This window comes from Streptomyces sp. NPDC045431 (genome assembly GCF_040646655.1).
In the GTDB taxonomy this organism is placed as follows: Bacteria; Actinomycetota; Actinomycetes; order Streptomycetales; family Streptomycetaceae; genus Streptomyces.
Genome location: NZ_JBEZAQ010000003.1, coordinates 521488 through 538319 on the forward strand (window position 1 = coordinate 521488; position 16832 = coordinate 538319).

Annotated in this window: 14 protein-coding genes and 1 riboswitch; of the genes, 12 read left to right on the forward strand and 2 right to left on the reverse strand. The window is 72.6% G+C overall.

The features are described from left to right. Nucleotides 1-94 precede the first annotated feature (94 nt). A complete protein-coding gene (locus AB0A69_RS10940) occupies nt 95-703 on the forward strand; it encodes a hypothetical protein (RefSeq protein ID WP_361418258.1) in 609 nt (202 codons plus the stop codon). Continuing rightward, nucleotides 700-2232 (forward strand): protein kinase, encoded by a 1533-nt coding sequence (locus AB0A69_RS10945; protein ID WP_361418261.1) that lies wholly within the window; start codon nt 700-702, stop codon nt 2230-2232. Before AB0A69_RS10940 ends, AB0A69_RS10945 begins: the two co-directional genes overlap by 4 nt. 36 nt (nt 2233-2268) lie before the next feature. On the opposite strand, the gene AB0A69_RS10950 is transcribed toward AB0A69_RS10945, so the two are convergent. Together AB0A69_RS10950 and AB0A69_RS10955 are read right to left on the reverse strand one after the other, a co-directional pair. Next, nucleotides 2269-3081: a class I SAM-dependent methyltransferase gene (locus AB0A69_RS10950; RefSeq protein WP_361418264.1), complete on the reverse strand. Its 813-nt coding sequence runs from the start codon at nt 3079-3081 to the stop codon at nt 2269-2271. Nucleotides 3082-3091: 10 nt separating this feature from the next. Continuing rightward, a complete protein-coding gene (locus AB0A69_RS10955) occupies nt 3092-5524 on the reverse strand; it encodes a YfhO family protein (protein ID WP_361418267.1) in 2433 nt (810 codons plus the stop codon). Nucleotides 5525-5650: 126 nt separating this feature from the next. Between AB0A69_RS10955 and AB0A69_RS10960 the strand changes: the two genes are divergently transcribed. The 10 genes from AB0A69_RS10960 to eno all read left to right on the forward strand — a co-directional run bounded on the left by AB0A69_RS10960 (nt 5651) and on the right by eno (nt 16801). Next, complete coding sequence (locus AB0A69_RS10960) at nt 5651-6625, forward strand: glycosyltransferase family 2 protein (protein ID WP_361418270.1); 975 nt, start codon at nt 5651-5653, stop codon at nt 6623-6625. Then, nucleotides 6622-7083 (forward strand): GtrA family protein, encoded by a 462-nt coding sequence (locus AB0A69_RS10965; RefSeq protein WP_361418273.1) that lies wholly within the window; start codon nt 6622-6624, stop codon nt 7081-7083. The genes AB0A69_RS10960 and AB0A69_RS10965 overlap by 4 nt, the downstream gene beginning before the upstream one ends. A 275-nt stretch (nt 7084-7358) precedes the next feature. Further along, nucleotides 7359-7889 (forward strand): hypothetical protein, encoded by a 531-nt coding sequence (locus AB0A69_RS10970; protein WP_361418276.1) that lies wholly within the window; start codon nt 7359-7361, stop codon nt 7887-7889. A 323-nt stretch (nt 7890-8212) separates the two neighbouring features. Beyond that, a complete protein-coding gene (locus AB0A69_RS10975) occupies nt 8213-8848 on the forward strand; it encodes a SurA N-terminal domain-containing protein (RefSeq protein WP_361418468.1) in 636 nt (211 codons plus the stop codon). A 9-nt stretch (nt 8849-8857) separates the two neighbouring features. Continuing rightward, a complete protein-coding gene (locus tag AB0A69_RS10980) occupies nt 8858-9826 on the forward strand; it encodes a nucleoside triphosphate pyrophosphohydrolase (RefSeq protein ID WP_361418279.1) in 969 nt (322 codons plus the stop codon). A 32-nt stretch (nt 9827-9858) separates the two neighbouring features. Then, nucleotides 9859-11745, forward strand: coding sequence for a hypothetical protein (locus tag AB0A69_RS10985; protein WP_361418282.1), 1887 nt, complete (start codon nt 9859-9861; stop codon nt 11743-11745). Beyond that, nucleotides 11742-13019, forward strand: coding sequence for a cytochrome P450 (locus AB0A69_RS10990; protein ID WP_361418285.1), 1278 nt, complete (start codon nt 11742-11744; stop codon nt 13017-13019). Before AB0A69_RS10985 ends, AB0A69_RS10990 begins: the two co-directional genes overlap by 4 nt. A 165-nt stretch (nt 13020-13184) precedes the next feature. Next, complete coding sequence (locus AB0A69_RS10995; protein WP_361418288.1) at nt 13185-14108, forward strand: transglycosylase family protein; 924 nt, start codon at nt 13185-13187, stop codon at nt 14106-14108. A 273-nt stretch (nt 14109-14381) separates the two neighbouring features. Further along, a riboswitch (cyclic di-AMP (ydaO/yuaA leader) is annotated at nt 14382-14552 on the forward strand. 3 nt (nt 14553-14555) lie between these two features. After that, complete coding sequence (locus tag AB0A69_RS11000; RefSeq protein WP_361418291.1) at nt 14556-15263, forward strand: transglycosylase family protein; 708 nt, start codon at nt 14556-14558, stop codon at nt 15261-15263. Nucleotides 15264-15505: 242 nt separating this feature from the next. Continuing rightward, nucleotides 15506-16801 carry a phosphopyruvate hydratase gene (gene eno / locus AB0A69_RS11005; protein ID WP_361418294.1) on the forward strand — a complete coding sequence of 432 codons (1296 nt, stop codon included), beginning with the start codon at nt 15506-15508 and terminating at the stop codon, nt 16799-16801. Nucleotides 16802-16832: the final 31 nt, after the last annotated feature.

The window sequence follows — 16832 nt, forward strand, 5'->3', positions numbered from 1 at the left end:
CGTACAACCCTGGGGCGGCTGTCGGTGTCGGTGTATACGCTCGAGTTCCTCTGATCCGCACCCCCTGGAGCGACGTATGCACGGGCACGCGCCCATGACGCCACCGCGTCCCGCCGTGACGGCGGGCGTGATCGCCGTGCGCGTGATCATTTGCATGCTGATCGTGCTGACCCTGGGTATGCTCGCCTGGGTGGCCATGCTCCGGATCGCGATCGTGCGCCGCACGGGCCGCGACTGGACGCTGTTCTGGTGCCAACTGGCGCTGAACATCGGCTGTCTGGTGACCCTGGAGCAGCGCTTCGCGGACCACTGGATCTCGAACGTCGGCATGGCCGGGCTGCTGCTGCAGATGGTCGGTGTCGTCGTGTACTACCTGATCGTCGACATCCACCACCGCGGGCGCGTGGCGGCGCAGGCGGCGCCCTTCCACCCGGCGCCACCCGTGCCGCCCGTACCGCACACGCCTCCCTACGGCCCGCCGCAGCAGCAGCCGCAGCCGTACGGATACGGCCCGCCGCCCACGCAGCCCCAGCCGCCCACACCCCCCGCGCAACCCCAGCCTCAGCAGCCTCAGCAGCCTCAGCAGCCTCAGCCGTCGCAGTCCCAGCCGCCGCCCCGCATCGACCAGGTCCGTGCCGAGCTCGACGAGCTCAGCCAGCTCCTCCGCCAGGACCCCGGGACCGGCGGGGGCGAGCGCCGGTGAGCGGACGGATCATCGCCGACCGGTACGAACTGTCCACCGTCATCGGTCAGGGCGGCATGGGCCAGGTCTGGACGGCCTACGACGGCCGCCTCGACCGCCGCGTCGCCGTCAAGCTGCTGCGCCCCGACCACATGGCCGCCGCCACCGCCGCCGAGGAGATGCGCCGCCGCTTCGTGCGCGAGTGCCGCGTCACCGCCCAGGTCTCCCACCCCGGCCTGGTCACCGTCCACGACGCGGGCAGCGACGGCGACGACCTGTACCTCGTCATGCAGTACGTCGAGGGCGCCGACCTCGCCGACCACCTCGCCGAGCACGACCCCTACCCCTGGCAGTGGGCCGTCGCCGTCGCCGCGCAGCTGTGCGCCGTGCTCGCCGCCGTGCACGCCGTGCCGATCGTCCACCGCGACCTCAAGCCCCGCAACGTGATGGTGAAACCGGACGGCACCCTCACCGTCCTCGACCTCGGCGTCGCCTCGGTCATCGACACCGACACCACCCGCCTCACCCACACCGGCTCGCCCGTGGGGAGCCCCGCCTACATGGCGCCCGAGCAGGCCATGGGCGGCGCCGTCGGCCCGTACACCGATCTGTACGCCCTCGGCGTCCTCCTCCACGAACTCCTCAGCGGCAACGTGCCCTTCGCCGGCTCCACCGCCCTCGGCGTTCTCCACCGCCACCTGTACGAGCCGCCGCTGCCCGTGCGCCGCCTGCGCCCCGAGATACCGGAGGCCCTGGAGGCCCTGGTGCTGCGGCTGCTCGCCAAGGACCCGCAGCACCGGCCGTCCGGAGCGCAGGAGGTGTACGAGGCCCTCGCGCCGATGCTGCCCGTGCGCGGCACCCCGGCCGGGCCCCTCGACCCGACGCGCCCCTTCCTGCGCCCGTACGCGCCCTGGCCGGACCGTGCCGCCGCGCCCCCGCCGCCTGCGCGCCCGCCGGTGCCGCCCGCCACCGCGCGGCCCGACGTCGCCGCAGCCGTGGACGAGGTCAAGCGGCTGCTCGGCGAGGGGAGCATCACCCAGGCCGTGGACATCCTCGGCGGCATCCTCCCGGCGGCCGCCGCCGAGCACGGCGAGCACTCCCCGGTCGTCCGCATCCTGCGCAAGCAGTACGCGACGACCCTGATGGACGACGGCCAGTACCGCCGCGCCCTGCCCGAGCTGCGGCGCCTCGCGGACGACCGGGCGGCCGAGGCCGGTCCGGGCGACCCGCAGACGCTTCAGTTCCGGTACGACGCGGCGCTCTGCCTGGAGCAGCTCGGCGAGACGGCGGCCGCCCTCGCCGAGTACCGCGCGCTCCTCCCGTACTACGAGAACGGCACCCAGACGACCGGCGCCCCCGACCCCGGCCGCGCCTTCGACCTGCGCCACCGCATCGGCCACCTGTTGCTGGCGATGGGCGACCACTCGGCCGCGTACCAGCAGCTGCAGAGCCTGCTGTACGACACCGAGCGGGTCTACGGGCCGTACCACCCGCAGGCGGCGGAGCTGCGGCGCGCGCTGGAACGCCAGCAGCAGATACGCACCTTCTAGCGGGTGGTACGACGACGACGTCGTCAGGCGGACGATTTACGCCTCCGCCCGGCAGTACACCGAGTCCGCGACCCGCCCCAGGCCGGTGAGGCCCGCGGGTCGCGGCTGGTCGCCGAGGACCACCACCGCGCCCGGTGCGGCGAGTTCCCGCGCCGCCGCCACGTCGTGCCCGTCGCCGTTGACGACGATCACGCCGTAGCGCCGGTCGCCGACCTCGTCCCGTACGGCCGCCTCGGCGAGGGAGCCCCGCACCAGGCGTGCCGCGTCGCCGGCCGGATGCCCGCCGCCGAGCGCCAGGTTGCCGCGTACGACGTCCTCGCGGGCGGGCGGGCCGCCCAGCGGGTCGACGACGACCGTCAGCCGCGTGTCGAGGCCGCCGCGCTGGAGCATGCGCCGCAGCGCCGCCGCGAACAGGCCGTGCCGCGTGCCGAGTTCCAGGACCTCGCCGTTCGGCGGCGCGAGGAGCGGCACGGTCGCGAGCCGTCCGCACACGTCGGACACGGACCCGCCGAGCCCGCCGGCCCCGAGCGCCTCCAGCGCGACCAGGTGGCGGTACGCGACGGTGATGTCGTGCCGCACGCGCTCGCCGCGCTCCCCGGTGACGGCGGCGACCTCGCGCACCAGCGTGTCGACCTGGGTGGCGGTCGGCATCCGGTCGCCGTCCCGCCCGGCCCGGTCGAGCAGCAGCCCGAGCCCGTAGCTCTGCCGCCGCAGGTCCGCCACCTCGTGGTGCAGGGCGTCCAGGTCGGACTGGAGCGCGGTCGTGGCGCGCTCCAGGCGCTGCTCGACCAGGGCGAACGCGGGCTTCAGCACCCGCTTCGCCAGCCGGTTGCTCAGTAGAGAGGGCATGCGCCGCAAGCTACGCGGCACCGCCCGCGCGCGGGCCACCGGACGGTGCCGCTCCGGTGAAGTCTTGGTGGCGCCCAGTGGACACCCGTCCGCCCCGTCGCCACCGCCGTACGACACCCCAGCCCGCCCACACCACCACCGCCGCCGCGCCGACCGCCGTCCCCGCCCGCAGCCCCGGCGGCCGGAAGGTACAGCTCACCGACGTCTGACCCGCCGTCACCGGTATGGCGACGAGACCCAGGTACGCGTCCGCCGGGCGGCCCTCGCACCGCCAGCCCGCGATGCGCGGTGCCGCCAGGACCGCCGTGCCGGCGGTCCGGGTGCCCGGCGGCAGCTCCGCGCGCACGCCGTCGGGCGTGACGTCGACCGCCACCGCCGCGGTCGCCCGCAGCCGCGCGACGGCCGCCGTGAGCCGCGCCCGGTCCAGGCATCCGACGCTGCCGGAGGGCGGCACGGAGCCGCGGCCCTCCAGCACCACCCGCGCGCCAGCCGTGCGCTGCGTACCGAGCGGCGCCATCGCCGCGCGCCGCTTGGGCAGGCCGCCGCGCAGCTCCACGGGCGGGCCGCCCGCGGCGCCGAGCCGCGCCGTCCCGGTGAAGTCGGGCGCCCACACGAAGACCTCGCTGCCGACCGGGCACACACCATCGGCGGGGAGGTCGTAGACGCGCGACCCGAGCAGCAGCTCCTGGTTGTGGAACGCCGAGTCCCCGTACCGGAGTTCCGCACTCCGGGTCCGGAACGTCACCAGCGGCAGCGCGCCTCCGTCCCGCCGTACGGCATCCGGCCCCCGTACCCGCGCGCCCACCCCGAACAGCGCGTCCGTCACCGGGTTGTCGAGGGACTGCACGCTCCGCCCGTTCGACGTCCAGCCGCCGCCGAGCGCCGCCAGCGTGCGCGTCAGCACGGCGGGCGTGTGACTGCTGTAATACGCGGCGCCCTGCCCGCCGACCAGCAGTGGGTCGTTCCCGGTCAGCTGCGGCCGCCCGGGGTCGGTGCGGTACCGCGGCCACCCGTCCGCCCCGGACACCGCCGCCGCCCGCGCCGCGTGCTCCGCGCCCCACGCCGGGTAGTCGTCCAGCCGGGCCGGCCGCTCCCGGTCGGCGTACGCCGTGGTGGCCGCCGCCTGCACGGCCAGCGCGCCCGCCAGCAGTACGGCCCCGGCCACCGCGCCGCCGGACGGCCGGCGGCGTACCAGCGCGAGCGCGCCCACCGAGGCCGCCAGCCCGCCCGCGAACAGCGCGTACGACCACCGCGTCGCGGAGGTCCCGGACACCGAGGCCGCCGCCACCACGCCCAACACCAGCGTCCCGCCCAGCAGCGCCCGCCGCCCGGGCCAGCCGTACGACACGGCCGTCCACGCCGCGATGACCACCACCCCGGCGAGCACGAACGTCTGGCGGTACGGGCTGCCGTTGGGCGTGGCGAACACGTGCCACACCAGGTGCGTGGGCTCCCACTGCAGGGACAGCAGGACCCCCGCCACCAGGCCGGAGAACACCCACCGCTCCCGCACCGGCACCGCGCGGTGGAAGGGGAGCGCCGCGGCGAGCAGCAGCGCGCCCGTACCGACGAAGAGCGCCGGGGTGAAGAAGCCGTACGTCGCCGGGAGCGCCCGCGCCGCCACCTCCGCCCACCCGGCCGCCCGGAACTCCCGTGTCCACCCCGGGTACGCGTGCCGCGACCCCAGGAACACCGGCACCAGCACGGGCGCCGCCAGCCCGACCCCCAGCAGCACGGTCCCGGCGGCCCGGCCGAGGGCGCGCCACCCGCCCAGCCCCCGTGCCAGCAGCACCAGCGCGGCGCCGAGCGTGGCCATGTACGCGGTGTAGAAGTTCGCCACCCAGACCAGCGCCACCACCAGCGGCCCGAGCAGCGGGCGCCGCCCCGTACGGATCCACTCGCCCACCAGGCACAGCAGCGGGAAGCCGATCAGCCCGTCCAGCCACATGGGGTTGTACGACGCCTCGACGACGGCCCAGCCGCACAGCCCGTACGGCGCGCCGAGCACCGCCGCACCCCACCACGGACCGCGCGGGTGGAGCGCGAGGAGCAGGGCGGCCATGGCGCCCGCGGCGACCGCCGTCTTCAGGACGGTGATCACGTACACCGCGAGGTCGATCTCGTCGCGCGGGAAGAGCGCGACGAGCGGTGCGAAGGGACTCGACAGGTACGTGCCGAGGTCCGGCAGGAAGGCCGTGCCGTACCCCGACCGCCAGTTCAACAGCAGCCCGCCGTCCGCCCGCCCGTGCAGCAGGTCCCACAGGTGGGCGTGGAACGGCACGAACTGGTTGCCGAGGTCGTTGACCGCGCGTGTACCCGGCCCGAAGGGGAAGGTGCGGGCGACGGCGTCACCGGCGCAGACCGCGAGCGCGGTGAGCAGCCCCGCGAACACACCGGCCAACACACCGGCGCGCGCACGCGCCCGGAAGGCGTCTCTCTGCATGATGGCGCCGAATATGCCAGCGCCCGGCACCCGGAAAGCGGGCTTCGTACGCCAGTTCATTCAATGGTCGCCGGACCGCCATGTGCGTCGCCCGCCGGTGACACGCGCGTCCGTTGTCGTACTTCCGTGCTGATCTCGATTGTCGTGCCGTGCTTCAACGAAGAGGAGATCATCGGCCGCTTCCACGCACGCGTGACCACGGAACTCGAACGCCTCGAAGCCGAGACCGGGACCGAGTTCGAGCTGGTCTACGTGGACGACGGAAGCCACGACCGTACGCTCCCGCTGCTCCAGGAGATGGCGGACCGCGACCCCCGCTCCCGTACGCGCTACGTCTCCTTCAGCCGGAACTTCGGCAAGGAGGCCGCCATGCTGGCCGGCCTCCGCCACGCGGCCGGGGACGCCGTCGTCGTCATGGACGCCGACCTCCAGCACCCGCCCGAGCTGCTGCGCCGCATGCTGGAGCTGCACGGCGAGGGCTTCGACCAGGTCGTCGCGCGCCGCACCCGCACGGGCGACCGCGTCACCCGCACCCTCGCCGCCCGCGCCTACTACCGGCTGATCAACCGCCTCGTCGACGTCGAGCTCGTCGACGGCGTCGGCGACTTCCGCCTCCTGTCGCGGCGCGCCGTCGACGCGGTCCTGGAGCTCACTGAGTACAACCGCTTCTCCAAGGGCCTCTTCGCCTGGGTCGGCTTCCCCACGACGACCCTCGCGTACGAGAACGCGGCCCGGGAGCGGGGTCGCTCGAAGTGGAGCTTCCGCAAGCTCCTGAACTACGGCCTCGACGGTCTGCTCTCCTTCAACGACCGCCCCCTGCGCGCCGCCCTCCACCTCGGCCTGCTGCTGGTCGCCCTCGCCGCCGCGTACGCCGCCTGGATCGTCGGCGCGGCCCTGGTGAAGGGCGTCGACACCCCCGGCTACGTCACCCTGCTGGTCACGGTGACGGCGCTCGCGGGGGTCCAGATGGTGATGCTCGGGGTCGTCGGGGAGTATGTGGGGCGTATCTATTACGAGGTGAAGCGCCGCCCGCACTTCCTGGTGAAGGCGACGAACGCCGCCGTACCGAAGCAGCAGCACGGGGAGCTCGTACGCCGATGACCGTCCAGGGCCGGGTCCAGGGCAAGGTCCGGGGCCAGATCGTCAGGTTCGCGCTCGTGGGCGTGGTGAACACCGCCACGTACTACGGCTTCTACCTGCTGTTCCTGTCCCTGAGCCTGCCCTACGTGGCCGCGCACGTCGTCGCGTTCCTCCTCTCCATGACCGGCTCCTTCTTCCTGAACAGCCACTTCACCTACCGCACCCGGCCGACCTGGCGGAAGTTCCTGCTGTTCCCCCTCACCAACGCCGCCAACTTCGTCATCACGACGAGCGGCGTCTGGCTCCTGGTCGACGTGGCGGGCTTCTCAAGCCGCTACGCCCCGCTCCTCGCCGCGGCGGCGGCGATCCCGATCACCTTCGTCGTCTCGCGGACGATCATGCTGCGACCCGAGCCGCCGAGCGCCCCTCCGGCGGAGCGAGCCGAGGCTGTGCCCTGCGCTCGACATGGCGAGGTATGAGCGAGATCCTGAAGAGGACAACTCGCACCGGTAACCCTCGTGCACATCAGTGGGCCGCGCACCGGCGCAGTCGCCCGGCGACGCGGCCAGAGGGCGGTGCCGCACCCGAAGCGCGGTGCTTCACGGCCGCGGGCGACGGGACCGGGCCGAGCCCGGCCGGCCCGCACCCGACGGCCGTCTCACATCAGCAGACACATCCATCCAAGGCCACCTGCCGGTAGCCCCGGCTGCGTGCGCTCGATGGGAGACGAGCGATGAAGAGAAGGATCATTTCGGTGGCGACAGCGGCATGCTTCCTCACCGGAAGCGTGGGCGTCGGCGCCCTGGCCGCGGAGGCGTCCGCGGCACCGGCCATCACCTGCCAGGTGACCCAGGGAGCGGGCAAGACGTTCGGCGTCTCGGGGAGCGGCTTCCCGGACAACGAGAAGGTGACGGCCACCAACTCCAAGGGTGTGGTGGTGGGCACCACCACCACGGTGCCGGGTGGCGGGTTCGAGTTCACCGGGCTGCCCAACGACACCTACACCGTGACGTCCAAGTTCGGCAAAGTGACGTGCGCGAAGGCCAATGTGCCGGACGAGAAGAAGGAGGAGAAGAAGAAGGAGGACAAGAAGAAGAAGGAAGACAAGAAGAAGGAAGACAAGAAGGCGAAGGAGCAGTACCGCAAGGGCCACACCGACGGCTTCAACGCCATCAAGAAGAACTGCAACGCCAAGCCGCCGAAGAACATCAAGGCCGTGGACCCGAACTACGAGAAGGGCTACAACGCGGGCGCGAAGCTCGCCGCGGACAAGTTCTGCAAGTAGCGTGCGCAGTCGGTGACATCCGGGCCGGGCGGTGCCACGTGGTCGCCGCCGGTCCGGTCTGTCCGGTCGACCCGCGCCGTGTGCCCCATCGGCCCGCCGGGGATTCCGGCCGGGTCACGCTCGTTCCCGCGCACATCCCTTCGGCGCGACCGGTGGGCCGGTGAATCGTTGTCCGAAGCGGCCGGAAGAGCCGGCGACGACCGAATCGGCCGCGGCATTGCTGCCGAAGTAGTGGCCCAGGCCACGTCCACTGCCTACCATCGATCACCGCAAGGTCGTTCCTACTGACGCACGACCCACGCCGGGAGGCTCCTTTGCACCGCCTGCATCGACGCCGTCGCACCGCGCTCTCCGTCTCGGCCGCGTTCCTCGTGGCCGGGCCCCTGCTGGCGGGGTGCGGGAGCCAGGCGCATCCAGGGGCCGCGGCCGTCATCGACGGGCAGCGGATCGAGGTGGCCGCCCTCCAGGCACAGGTCAAGGACGTGCGCAGTGCGCAGGAGGCGTCGCCGCAGGCCGCGGAGCTGGTGAAGGCGACCGGGGACCTCAACCGCGAGAAGCTCAACGGCATGATCTTCGACCGGGTGGTGGAGAAGGTCGCCGCCGACCACGGCATCACCGCCAGCCGCAAGGAGGTCCAGGAGACCCGGCGCTCGGCGGCCCGGCAGACCGGCGGCGAGGAGCAGCTGGCCGCGATGCTGCTCCAGCAGCAGGGCGTGGCGCCCGACGAGATCGACGCCGTCGTCCGCCGCAACGTCCTCATGAACAAGATCGCCGAGAAGCTCGGGGCCACGAATACGCCCGAGGGGCAGAAGAAGCTCACCGAGGTCTTCGCCGCCGCGTCCAAGGCGCTCGACATCGAGGTGAACCCCCGCTACGGCACCTGGGACAACGACAAGATCCAACTGGGCGAGTACCGGGCCCCCTGGATCCGGGAGCAGGGCGCCCAGCAGCAGATGTAGGTTCGTGGGGTGAACGCTGACACCCCCGGCCGTATCGTCCTGCTCACCGCCAGCCACCGCGTCGCGCCCGGGCTGCTGTCCTGGCCCGCGTGGCAGACGCTGCACGCCGCCGACCGGGTGCTGTGCGCCGACGCCGGCCACCCGCAGCTGCCGTACCTCCGCGAGGCGGGCGTCGCCGTGGAGATCGCCGCGCCCACCGCGCAGGAGCTCGTCGACGCCTGCGCCGGCGGCCGCACCGTCGTGGTCGTCCCGTCCGGCGAGGGCGACAGCGCCCTCACGGACGGGCTGGCCCGCATGGCCGGCTCCGGCCGCGTGGCCATGCCCGACCTGGAGCTGCTCCCCGGCTCGTACGACCTGCCGGGCGCCCGGCTGCTGGACCTGGTCGAGGTCATGGACCGCATCCGGCGCGAATGCCCCTGGTCGTCGCGGCAGACCCACGAGGGCCTCGCCAAGTACGGCATCGAGGAGGCGTACGAACTCGTCGAGGCCATCGAGGACGGCGACCGCGACGAGCTGCGCGAGGAGCTCGGCGACGTACTCCTCCAGGTCGTCTTCCACGCCCGCATCGCGCAGGAGCACGACGAGGAGCCGTTCTCGATCGACGACGTCGCCGGCACCATCGTCGACAAGCTCATCCACCGCCACCCCCACGTCTTCGGCGAGGAGCGCGCCGAGACGCCGGAGGAGGTCAAGGAGCACTGGCTCCGTACGAAGGCGATCGAGAAACAGCGCGAGTCGGTGACCGACGGCGTCCCGCTGGGCCAGCCCGGTCTCGCCCTCGTCGCCAAGCTCGCGAGCCGCGTGCGCAACGCCGGACTGGACGTCTCCCTGCCGTCGGGCGAGGGCATCGGTTACGAGCTCCTCGCCCTCGCGGTCCGCGCCGAGGCCGAGGGCGTCGACCCGGAGGCGGCGCTGCGGGCGGCGGGGCGGGCGTACCGGGACGCGATCCGGGCGGCGGAGGGGCACGCGGCTCAGTAGCGTGTCCTTGAAGGACGAATGGGGCGGGGGCCATGGACGAGGAGACGCGGGCGGCCGAGGTCGCCGCCGTGCGTAATCAGGTGTCCGGCGGCGAGTTCTCGGCCGTCGTCCAGTCCGGCTCGATCGGCGCCGTCCACGTCGGCGCGGCCTCGCCGCCCGATCCTTTCCTCTGGCTGCCGGTCCGCGAGACGGACCCGGTGGCGCTGGGCGGCCGTCACTATGACGGCCCGTACGTCCTCCGGGACCGCGACGCCGAACTGGCGGAGCTGAGCGGCCTGGTCGTCGTCACCGGCGAGCCGCTGTCCGGCAAGACCACGACGGCCTGGGCGGCGATGGTCCGCGCGCTGCCGGACCACCAGGTGTGCGTCCCCCCGCCGGGCGCCGACCTGCGCCCCCTGGCCCGGCACGAGGGCGGCCCGTGGGTGCTGTGGCTCGACGACCTGGAGGGCCACCTCCACGAACGCGGCCTGGACGCGGGGCTGCTGGCCCGGCTCACGAGCCTCGGCGTGCCGGTGCTCGCGACGATGTCGGACACGGCGTACGACGAGCACCGCTTCGAGCCGTCGCCGCATGCGCGGGTGCTGAGCCGGGCCCGGACGGTGGAGCTGGGCCTGGAGTGGAGTCTGCCGGAGCTCATGCGGCTGACGGAGAGTGGCGACCCGGGCCACTGGTTCGTGCTCGAAGGGCAGCGGGGCCGGACCAACGTGACGCAGTACCGGGGCCTCGGCCCCGACCTGTGGGCCGAATGGCAGCGGGCCCGCCGCCCGGCCAACCACCCGCGCGGCCACCGGCTGGTCAGGGCGGCCATCGACCTGCACCGCTGCGGGAGCACGAAACCGCTACCGGTGGAGCTGCTGCGCCAGACGCATGAGCTGTACGACGTCGATGCCGGCTCCGGCGAATCCTTCGAGGACGCCCTCGCCTGGGCGGCCCGCCCCCGGCTCGGCATCACCGGCCTGCTCGTGGAGGAGCCGGGGGGTCGGTGGCGTGCGTACGGCTCGCTCATCGTGGACGCGATGAAAGCGGACGCCTTTCCGACGCTGGACGCGGTCTGGGAAGCCGCTCTCGCATACGACCCCATGGCGGTGAAACCGCACGCGGGCGTGCACTACCTGAAGAAGGCGAAGGCCGGTGACGCGGAGGCGATGTACCGCTTCGCGCGGCTGTGGGACGACGACGCGTGGCTCCGGAAGGCCGCCGACGCGGGCCATACCGGCGCCTGTCGCGAGCTGGGCCGGTCGCTCGCCGGGCGTGGCGAGACCCGCGAGGCGGAGCGGTACCTGGAGGCCGCCGCCGAGGCGGGGGACACGGAGGCGGCGTTGGAGTTGGGGGAGCTGCTTCTGAAGCGGGCGGTGGCCTGGCTGACCAAGGCCACGGACGGCGGAAGTCCGGAGGCGGCGCACCTACTGGGCGACCTGTATCTAGGAGCGGGGGAGGAAACGCGCGCCGCCAACCTGTACGAAGACGCGTTTGCTGCCGGGTATGACGGCGTCGCGCGGAGTTACGGCGCCTACTACCGCTACACAGGGGCTGAGGTGTACGCCAGGTTCTTCTTCCAGCGTGCCGCCGACGCGGGCGACGAGCTCGGAGCGGCGGCACTCGGCGCGAAGCCCTGGTCACCAGAGGACGTCGAAGACTACTTGCGCGAGTTCGCCGGCCAGGAGGAACCGATGGACACCACCCACCTCGGGATGCTTCTCGAAGAGAACGGCCGCGAGACGGAAGCCCGTGCCTGCTACGCCAAGGGCTTCGACCTCGGCGACCCCTACGGCGCCTTCCGCCTCGCCCGCCTCCTCGCCAAGGAGGGCAAGCCGGAAGCGGCACGCGCCTGGATGCGCAAAGCCGCCGACGCCGGTCACCCCGGTGCCGTGAAGGCCCTCGCCGCCGAGGCGGGCGGGGCGGATACCGTCGAGGGGTGAACGCCCCGAACCACCCGAACACGCCACCCGAGCTCTTCACCTGGGAGTTCGCCACCGACCCCTACCCCGCCTACGCCTGGCTCCGCGAGCACGCCCCCGTGCACCGCACCAAGCTGCCCAGTGGGGTCGAGGCGTGGCTGGTCACCCGGTACGCGGACGCGCGGCAGGCGCTCGCCGACCAGCGGCTCAGCAAGAATCCGGCGCATCACGACGAGCCCGCGCACGCCAAGGGCAAGACCGGCATTCCGGGGGAGCGCAAGGCGGAACTGATGACGCACCTGCTGAACATCGACCCGCCGGACCACACCCGGCTCCGGCGCCTGGTGTCGAAGGCGTTCACGCCGCGGCGGGTGGCGGAGTTCGCGCCGCGGGTGCAGGAGCTGACGGACCGGTTGATCGACAACTTCGCTACAAAAGGGAGCGCGGACCTCATCCACGAGTTCGCGTTCCCGCTCCCCATTTACGCGATTTGCGACATGCTCGGCGTCCCGCCCGAGGACCAGGACGACTTCCGGGACTGGGCCGGGATGATGATCCGGCACGGCGGCGGGCCGCGCGGCGGAGTCGCGCGGTCGGTGAAGAAGATGCGGGGCTACCTCGCCGAGCTGATCCACCGCAAGCGCGAGGACCTCGGGGAGGACCTGATCTCGGGGCTCATCCGGGCGAGCGACCACGGCGAGCACCTCACCGAGAACGAGGCCGCGGCGATGGCGTTCATCCTCCTCTTCGCCGGGTTCGAGACCACGGTCAACCTCATCGGCAACGGCGTGTACGCCCTGCTGCGCAACCCCGGCCAGCGCGCCCGGCTGCAGGAGTCCCTCGCCGCGGGCGAGCACGGGCTGCTGGAGACCGGGGTCGAGGAGCTGCTGCGGTACGACGGGCCCGTGGAGCTCGCCACGTGGCGGTTCGCGACCGAGCCGCTGACCATCGGCGGGGAGCGCATCGCGGCGGGGGACCCGGTGCTGGTGGTGCTCGCGGCCGCAGACCGGGACCCGGAGCGGTTCGCGGAGCCCGACACCCTGGACCTGGCGCGGCGCGACAACCAGCACCTCGGGTACGGGCACGGCATCCACTACTGCCTCGGCGCGCCGCTCGCCCGCCTCGAAGGGCAGACCGCGCTGGCGACACTGCTGACCCGGCTGCCGGACCTCCGGCTCGCGGTGGATCCTGCCGATTTGCGGTGGCGTGGGGGGCTCATTATGCGGGGACTGCGCACGCTCCCGGTCGAGTTCACCCCCTTTGCGGAGCCCTCGGATGTGACGATCCGTCAGTAATGTGATCTTCGCGTAATCTCCGCTGCATCGACTTGTGACTAGCGTTCGAATGCCGCTACGTTCACCGTCACCTCAGCAGTCACGCGAAAGGCACACCGCATGCGCTCCGGGAACGGCAGGCACCGTCGACCCCGTCAGGCCCCCGCCATCGTTGTCGCGGCAGGGGTGACCGGATCCGCCATCGCCCTTCCGCTGCTCGGCGCCGGCTCCGCGTCGGCCGTCGACGCCCACACGTGGGACCGGGTCGCCGAGTGCGAGTCCGGCGGCGCGTGGAGCGCCGACATGGGCAACGGCTTCTATGGCGGACTCCAGCTGTCGCAGGAGACGTGGGACGCGTACGGCGGCAAGCAGTACGCCCTGCGCCCCGACCTCGCCAGCCGCGCCCAGCAGATAGCCGTGGCGGAGCAGGTCTACGCCGCGACGGGCGTGAAGACCTGGGAGACCTGCGCCCCCATCGTCGGCCTGGGTGGCACCGCCGCCACGCCGGCGAAGGGCGCCAAGCCCGACGTGTCCACCGACGCCGCGACGCCCGAGGCCACGCCGGACGCCGCTCCCGAGACGCCCGCCCCGGCCGGGGCCGACGCCACGCAGCCGGTGGAGCCCACGGAGCCCGTGGCTCCGGCCGACCCGGTCGAGAGCCTCCTGCCGACGGAGCCCGCCGAGCCCGCCAGGCCCGCCGAGCAGGCCACGCCGGACGCCGCACCGGAGGCGACCGCCCCGGCCGGCCCCGGCACCGGAAAGCACCGCGGCGCGCCCGACCCCGCGGAGCCCCCCGCGGCGACGGACCCGGCGGCCACGGACCCGGCCGCACCGGAAGGTGACACCACCACCGGCGCCGACAATTCGGTCAACGGGCGCGAAACGGACGGCCACACGTCGCGGGGTGACGGCGCGGCACGCGACCTGGCGGACGCCCAGCCGGGCGCGTACACCGTCCGCCCCGGCGACAGCCTCTCCGCCATCGCCGCGGAGCAGGATCTCGAAGGCGGCTGGACCGCCCTCTACGACGCCAACCGCCAGACCGTGGGCGAGGATCCGGACCTCATCCTCCCCGGCCAGAGCCTCGATCTGGCGCCCGAGAAGCCCTAGTTGACCGGGGCTATTGGTGCCCCTATGTCCGGTTCTGCGCCAGTGAGACATGAGTCTCTTTGCGCCAACTGGTGCCTCACGAACGCACGATGTGTCCGTTCCGCCCCTCACCTGCGCAAACGTCCGTCAAGCGCAAGGCAGTAGGGGCGGATTGACCCGGATGTCCGTCTTTGAACTTCGCCGGGCTCTGTGTTTACGGTCTTTATCGCTCGCCACCGCGGGCCCCTCCGACCGGTACGCCGAATCCTGCCGCCGGACGCGAGGGAACAGTCGTCGCGTCATGCGCCGAAGGCAGGAGCGGGGGACCCAAGGTAGGTGCCGGCCCCCGGCCGTCGAATGACGGTCCGTGAGCCGGCTTGGGGTGAGGCCGCGCGAGTCGCGCGGCGGGGCAGCTCATCAGCCCTAACCCGACAGCTCACCTCGTAGGCGTCGGTGAGGAGATGCTCCATGCTGTTTTCCAGCAAGGTTTCCGGCAAGGCCAAGCACCGTCGCCCGTCCAAGGCGGTCCGTTTCGCCGCGTTCGCCGGCATCACCGGCGTCGCCGTGGCCGCCCCGCTGATGGGCGCCACCTCCGCCTCGGCCGCCACCTCCGCCGAGTGGGACAAGGTCGCCCAGTGCGAGTCCGGCGGCAACTGGTCCATCAACACCGGCAACGGCTACTACGGCGGCCTGCAGTTCTCGGCCTCCACCTGGGCCGCGTACGGCGGCACCGCGTACGCCTCCACCGCCGACCAGGCCAGCAAGGCCCAGCAGATCGAGATCGCCGAGAAGGTCCTGGCCGGCCAGGGCAAGGGCGCGTGGCCGGTGTGCGGCGTGGGCCTGTCCAACGCCGCGTACAACGGCGGCGCCGCCGAGCGCACGGCCGAGCAGCCCACCACCCGCAGCGAGCAGCGCACCGCGCCCAAGGCCGCCCCCAAGGCGCCGAAGGCCGCCGAGTCCGCGCCGAAGGCCGCGTCGAAGACCGTCACCACCCCGACCGGCAAGAAGGTCGAGAAGGGCGACGGCGAGTACAAGGTCCAGGCCGGTGACACGCTCAGCACCATCGCCGCCGAGAAGAAGGTCGCGGGCGGCTGGGAGAAGCTGTTCGAGCTGAACAAGGACATCGTCGACGACGCCGACCTCATCTACCCGGGCCAGCAGCTCCACCTGAGCTGACCCCGGAAGGCCCCGGCCCGCCGCTCACGCGGCGGGCCGGGGCCTTTGCGGTTACCCGCAGGTAAACCTTGCGGGGTTTTGCCCCGGAATCGGGGCCCTCGGGTCGTTTTTCGTCCCACGAGGCGGGCGTCGGCTGGCCCCGGCCCCCCGGCCGGTTAGGCTCTTGTCGCACGGCGCAAGGCCAAAGAGACCCTGCACCCTGCACCGCTCGCGTCACAATTCGCGTCACATCCCAGAAGGAGATGCTCGTGCCGTCCATCGACGTCGTCGTAGCCCGGGAAATCCTGGACTCCCGAGGCAACCCCACGGTCGAGGTCGAGGTCGGCCTCGACGACGGCAGCACCGGCCGTGCTGCCGTTCCGTCCGGTGCCTCCACCGGTGCGTTCGAGGCCCTCGAGCTCCGCGACGGGGACAAGGACCGCTACCTCGGCAAGGGTGTCGAGAAGGCCGTCCTCGCCGTCATCGAGCAGATCGGCCCGGAGCTCGTCGGCTACGACGCCACGGAGCAGCGGCTGATCGACCAGGCGATGTTCGACCTGGACGCCACGCCGGACAAGTCCTCGCTCGGCGCCAACGCCATCCTCGGCGTCTCCCTCGCCGTCGCGCACGCCGCCTCCGAGGCGTCCGACCTGCCGCTCTTCCGCTACCTCGGCGGCCCGAACGCGCACCTGCTGCCCGTTCCGATGATGAACATCCTGAACGGCGGCTCGCACGCCGACTCCAACGTGGACATCCAGGAGTTCATGATCGCGCCCATCGGCGCGGAGTCCTTCTCCGAGGCCCTGCGCTGGGGTGCCGAGGTCTACCACACCCTGAAGAAGGTCCTGAAGGACAAGGGCCTCTCCACGGGCCTGGGCGACGAGGGCGGCTTCGCCCCGAACCTCGACTCCAACCGCGCCGCCCTCGACCTCATCCTCGAGGCCATCAAGCAGGCCGGCTACACCCCGGGCAAGGACATCGCGCTGGCGCTCGACGTCGCCGCGTCCGAGTTCTACAAGGACGGCGCGTACGCGTTCGAGGGCAAGTCCCGCTCGGCCGCCGAGATGACCGACTACTACGCCGAGCTCGTCGAGGCGTACCCGCTGGTCTCCATCGAGGACCCGCTGTTCGAGGACGACTGGGACGGCTGGAAGACCATCACCGAGAAGCTGGGCGCCAAGGTGCAGCTGGTCGGCGACGACCTGTTCGTCACCAACCCCGAGCGCCTGGCCCGCGGCATCGAGGAGGGCGCGGCCAACGCGCTGCTCGTCAAGGTCAACCAGATCGGCTCGCTGACCGAGACCCTCGACGCCGTCGAGCTGGCCCAGCGCAACGGCTTCAAGTGCATGATGTCCCACCGCTCCGGCGAGACCGAGGACGTCACCATCGCCGACCTGGCCGTCGCCACCAACTGCGGCCAGATCAAGACCGGCGCCCCGGCCCGCTCCGAGCGCGTCGCCAAGTACAACCAGCTGCTGCGCATCGAGGAGATCCTCGACGACGCGGCGGTGTACGCCGGCCGCAGCGCCTTCCCGCGCTTCCGCTTCTCGGGCGAGTAAGGCCGATAGGCCCTCAGTAGCCCGGTTACGT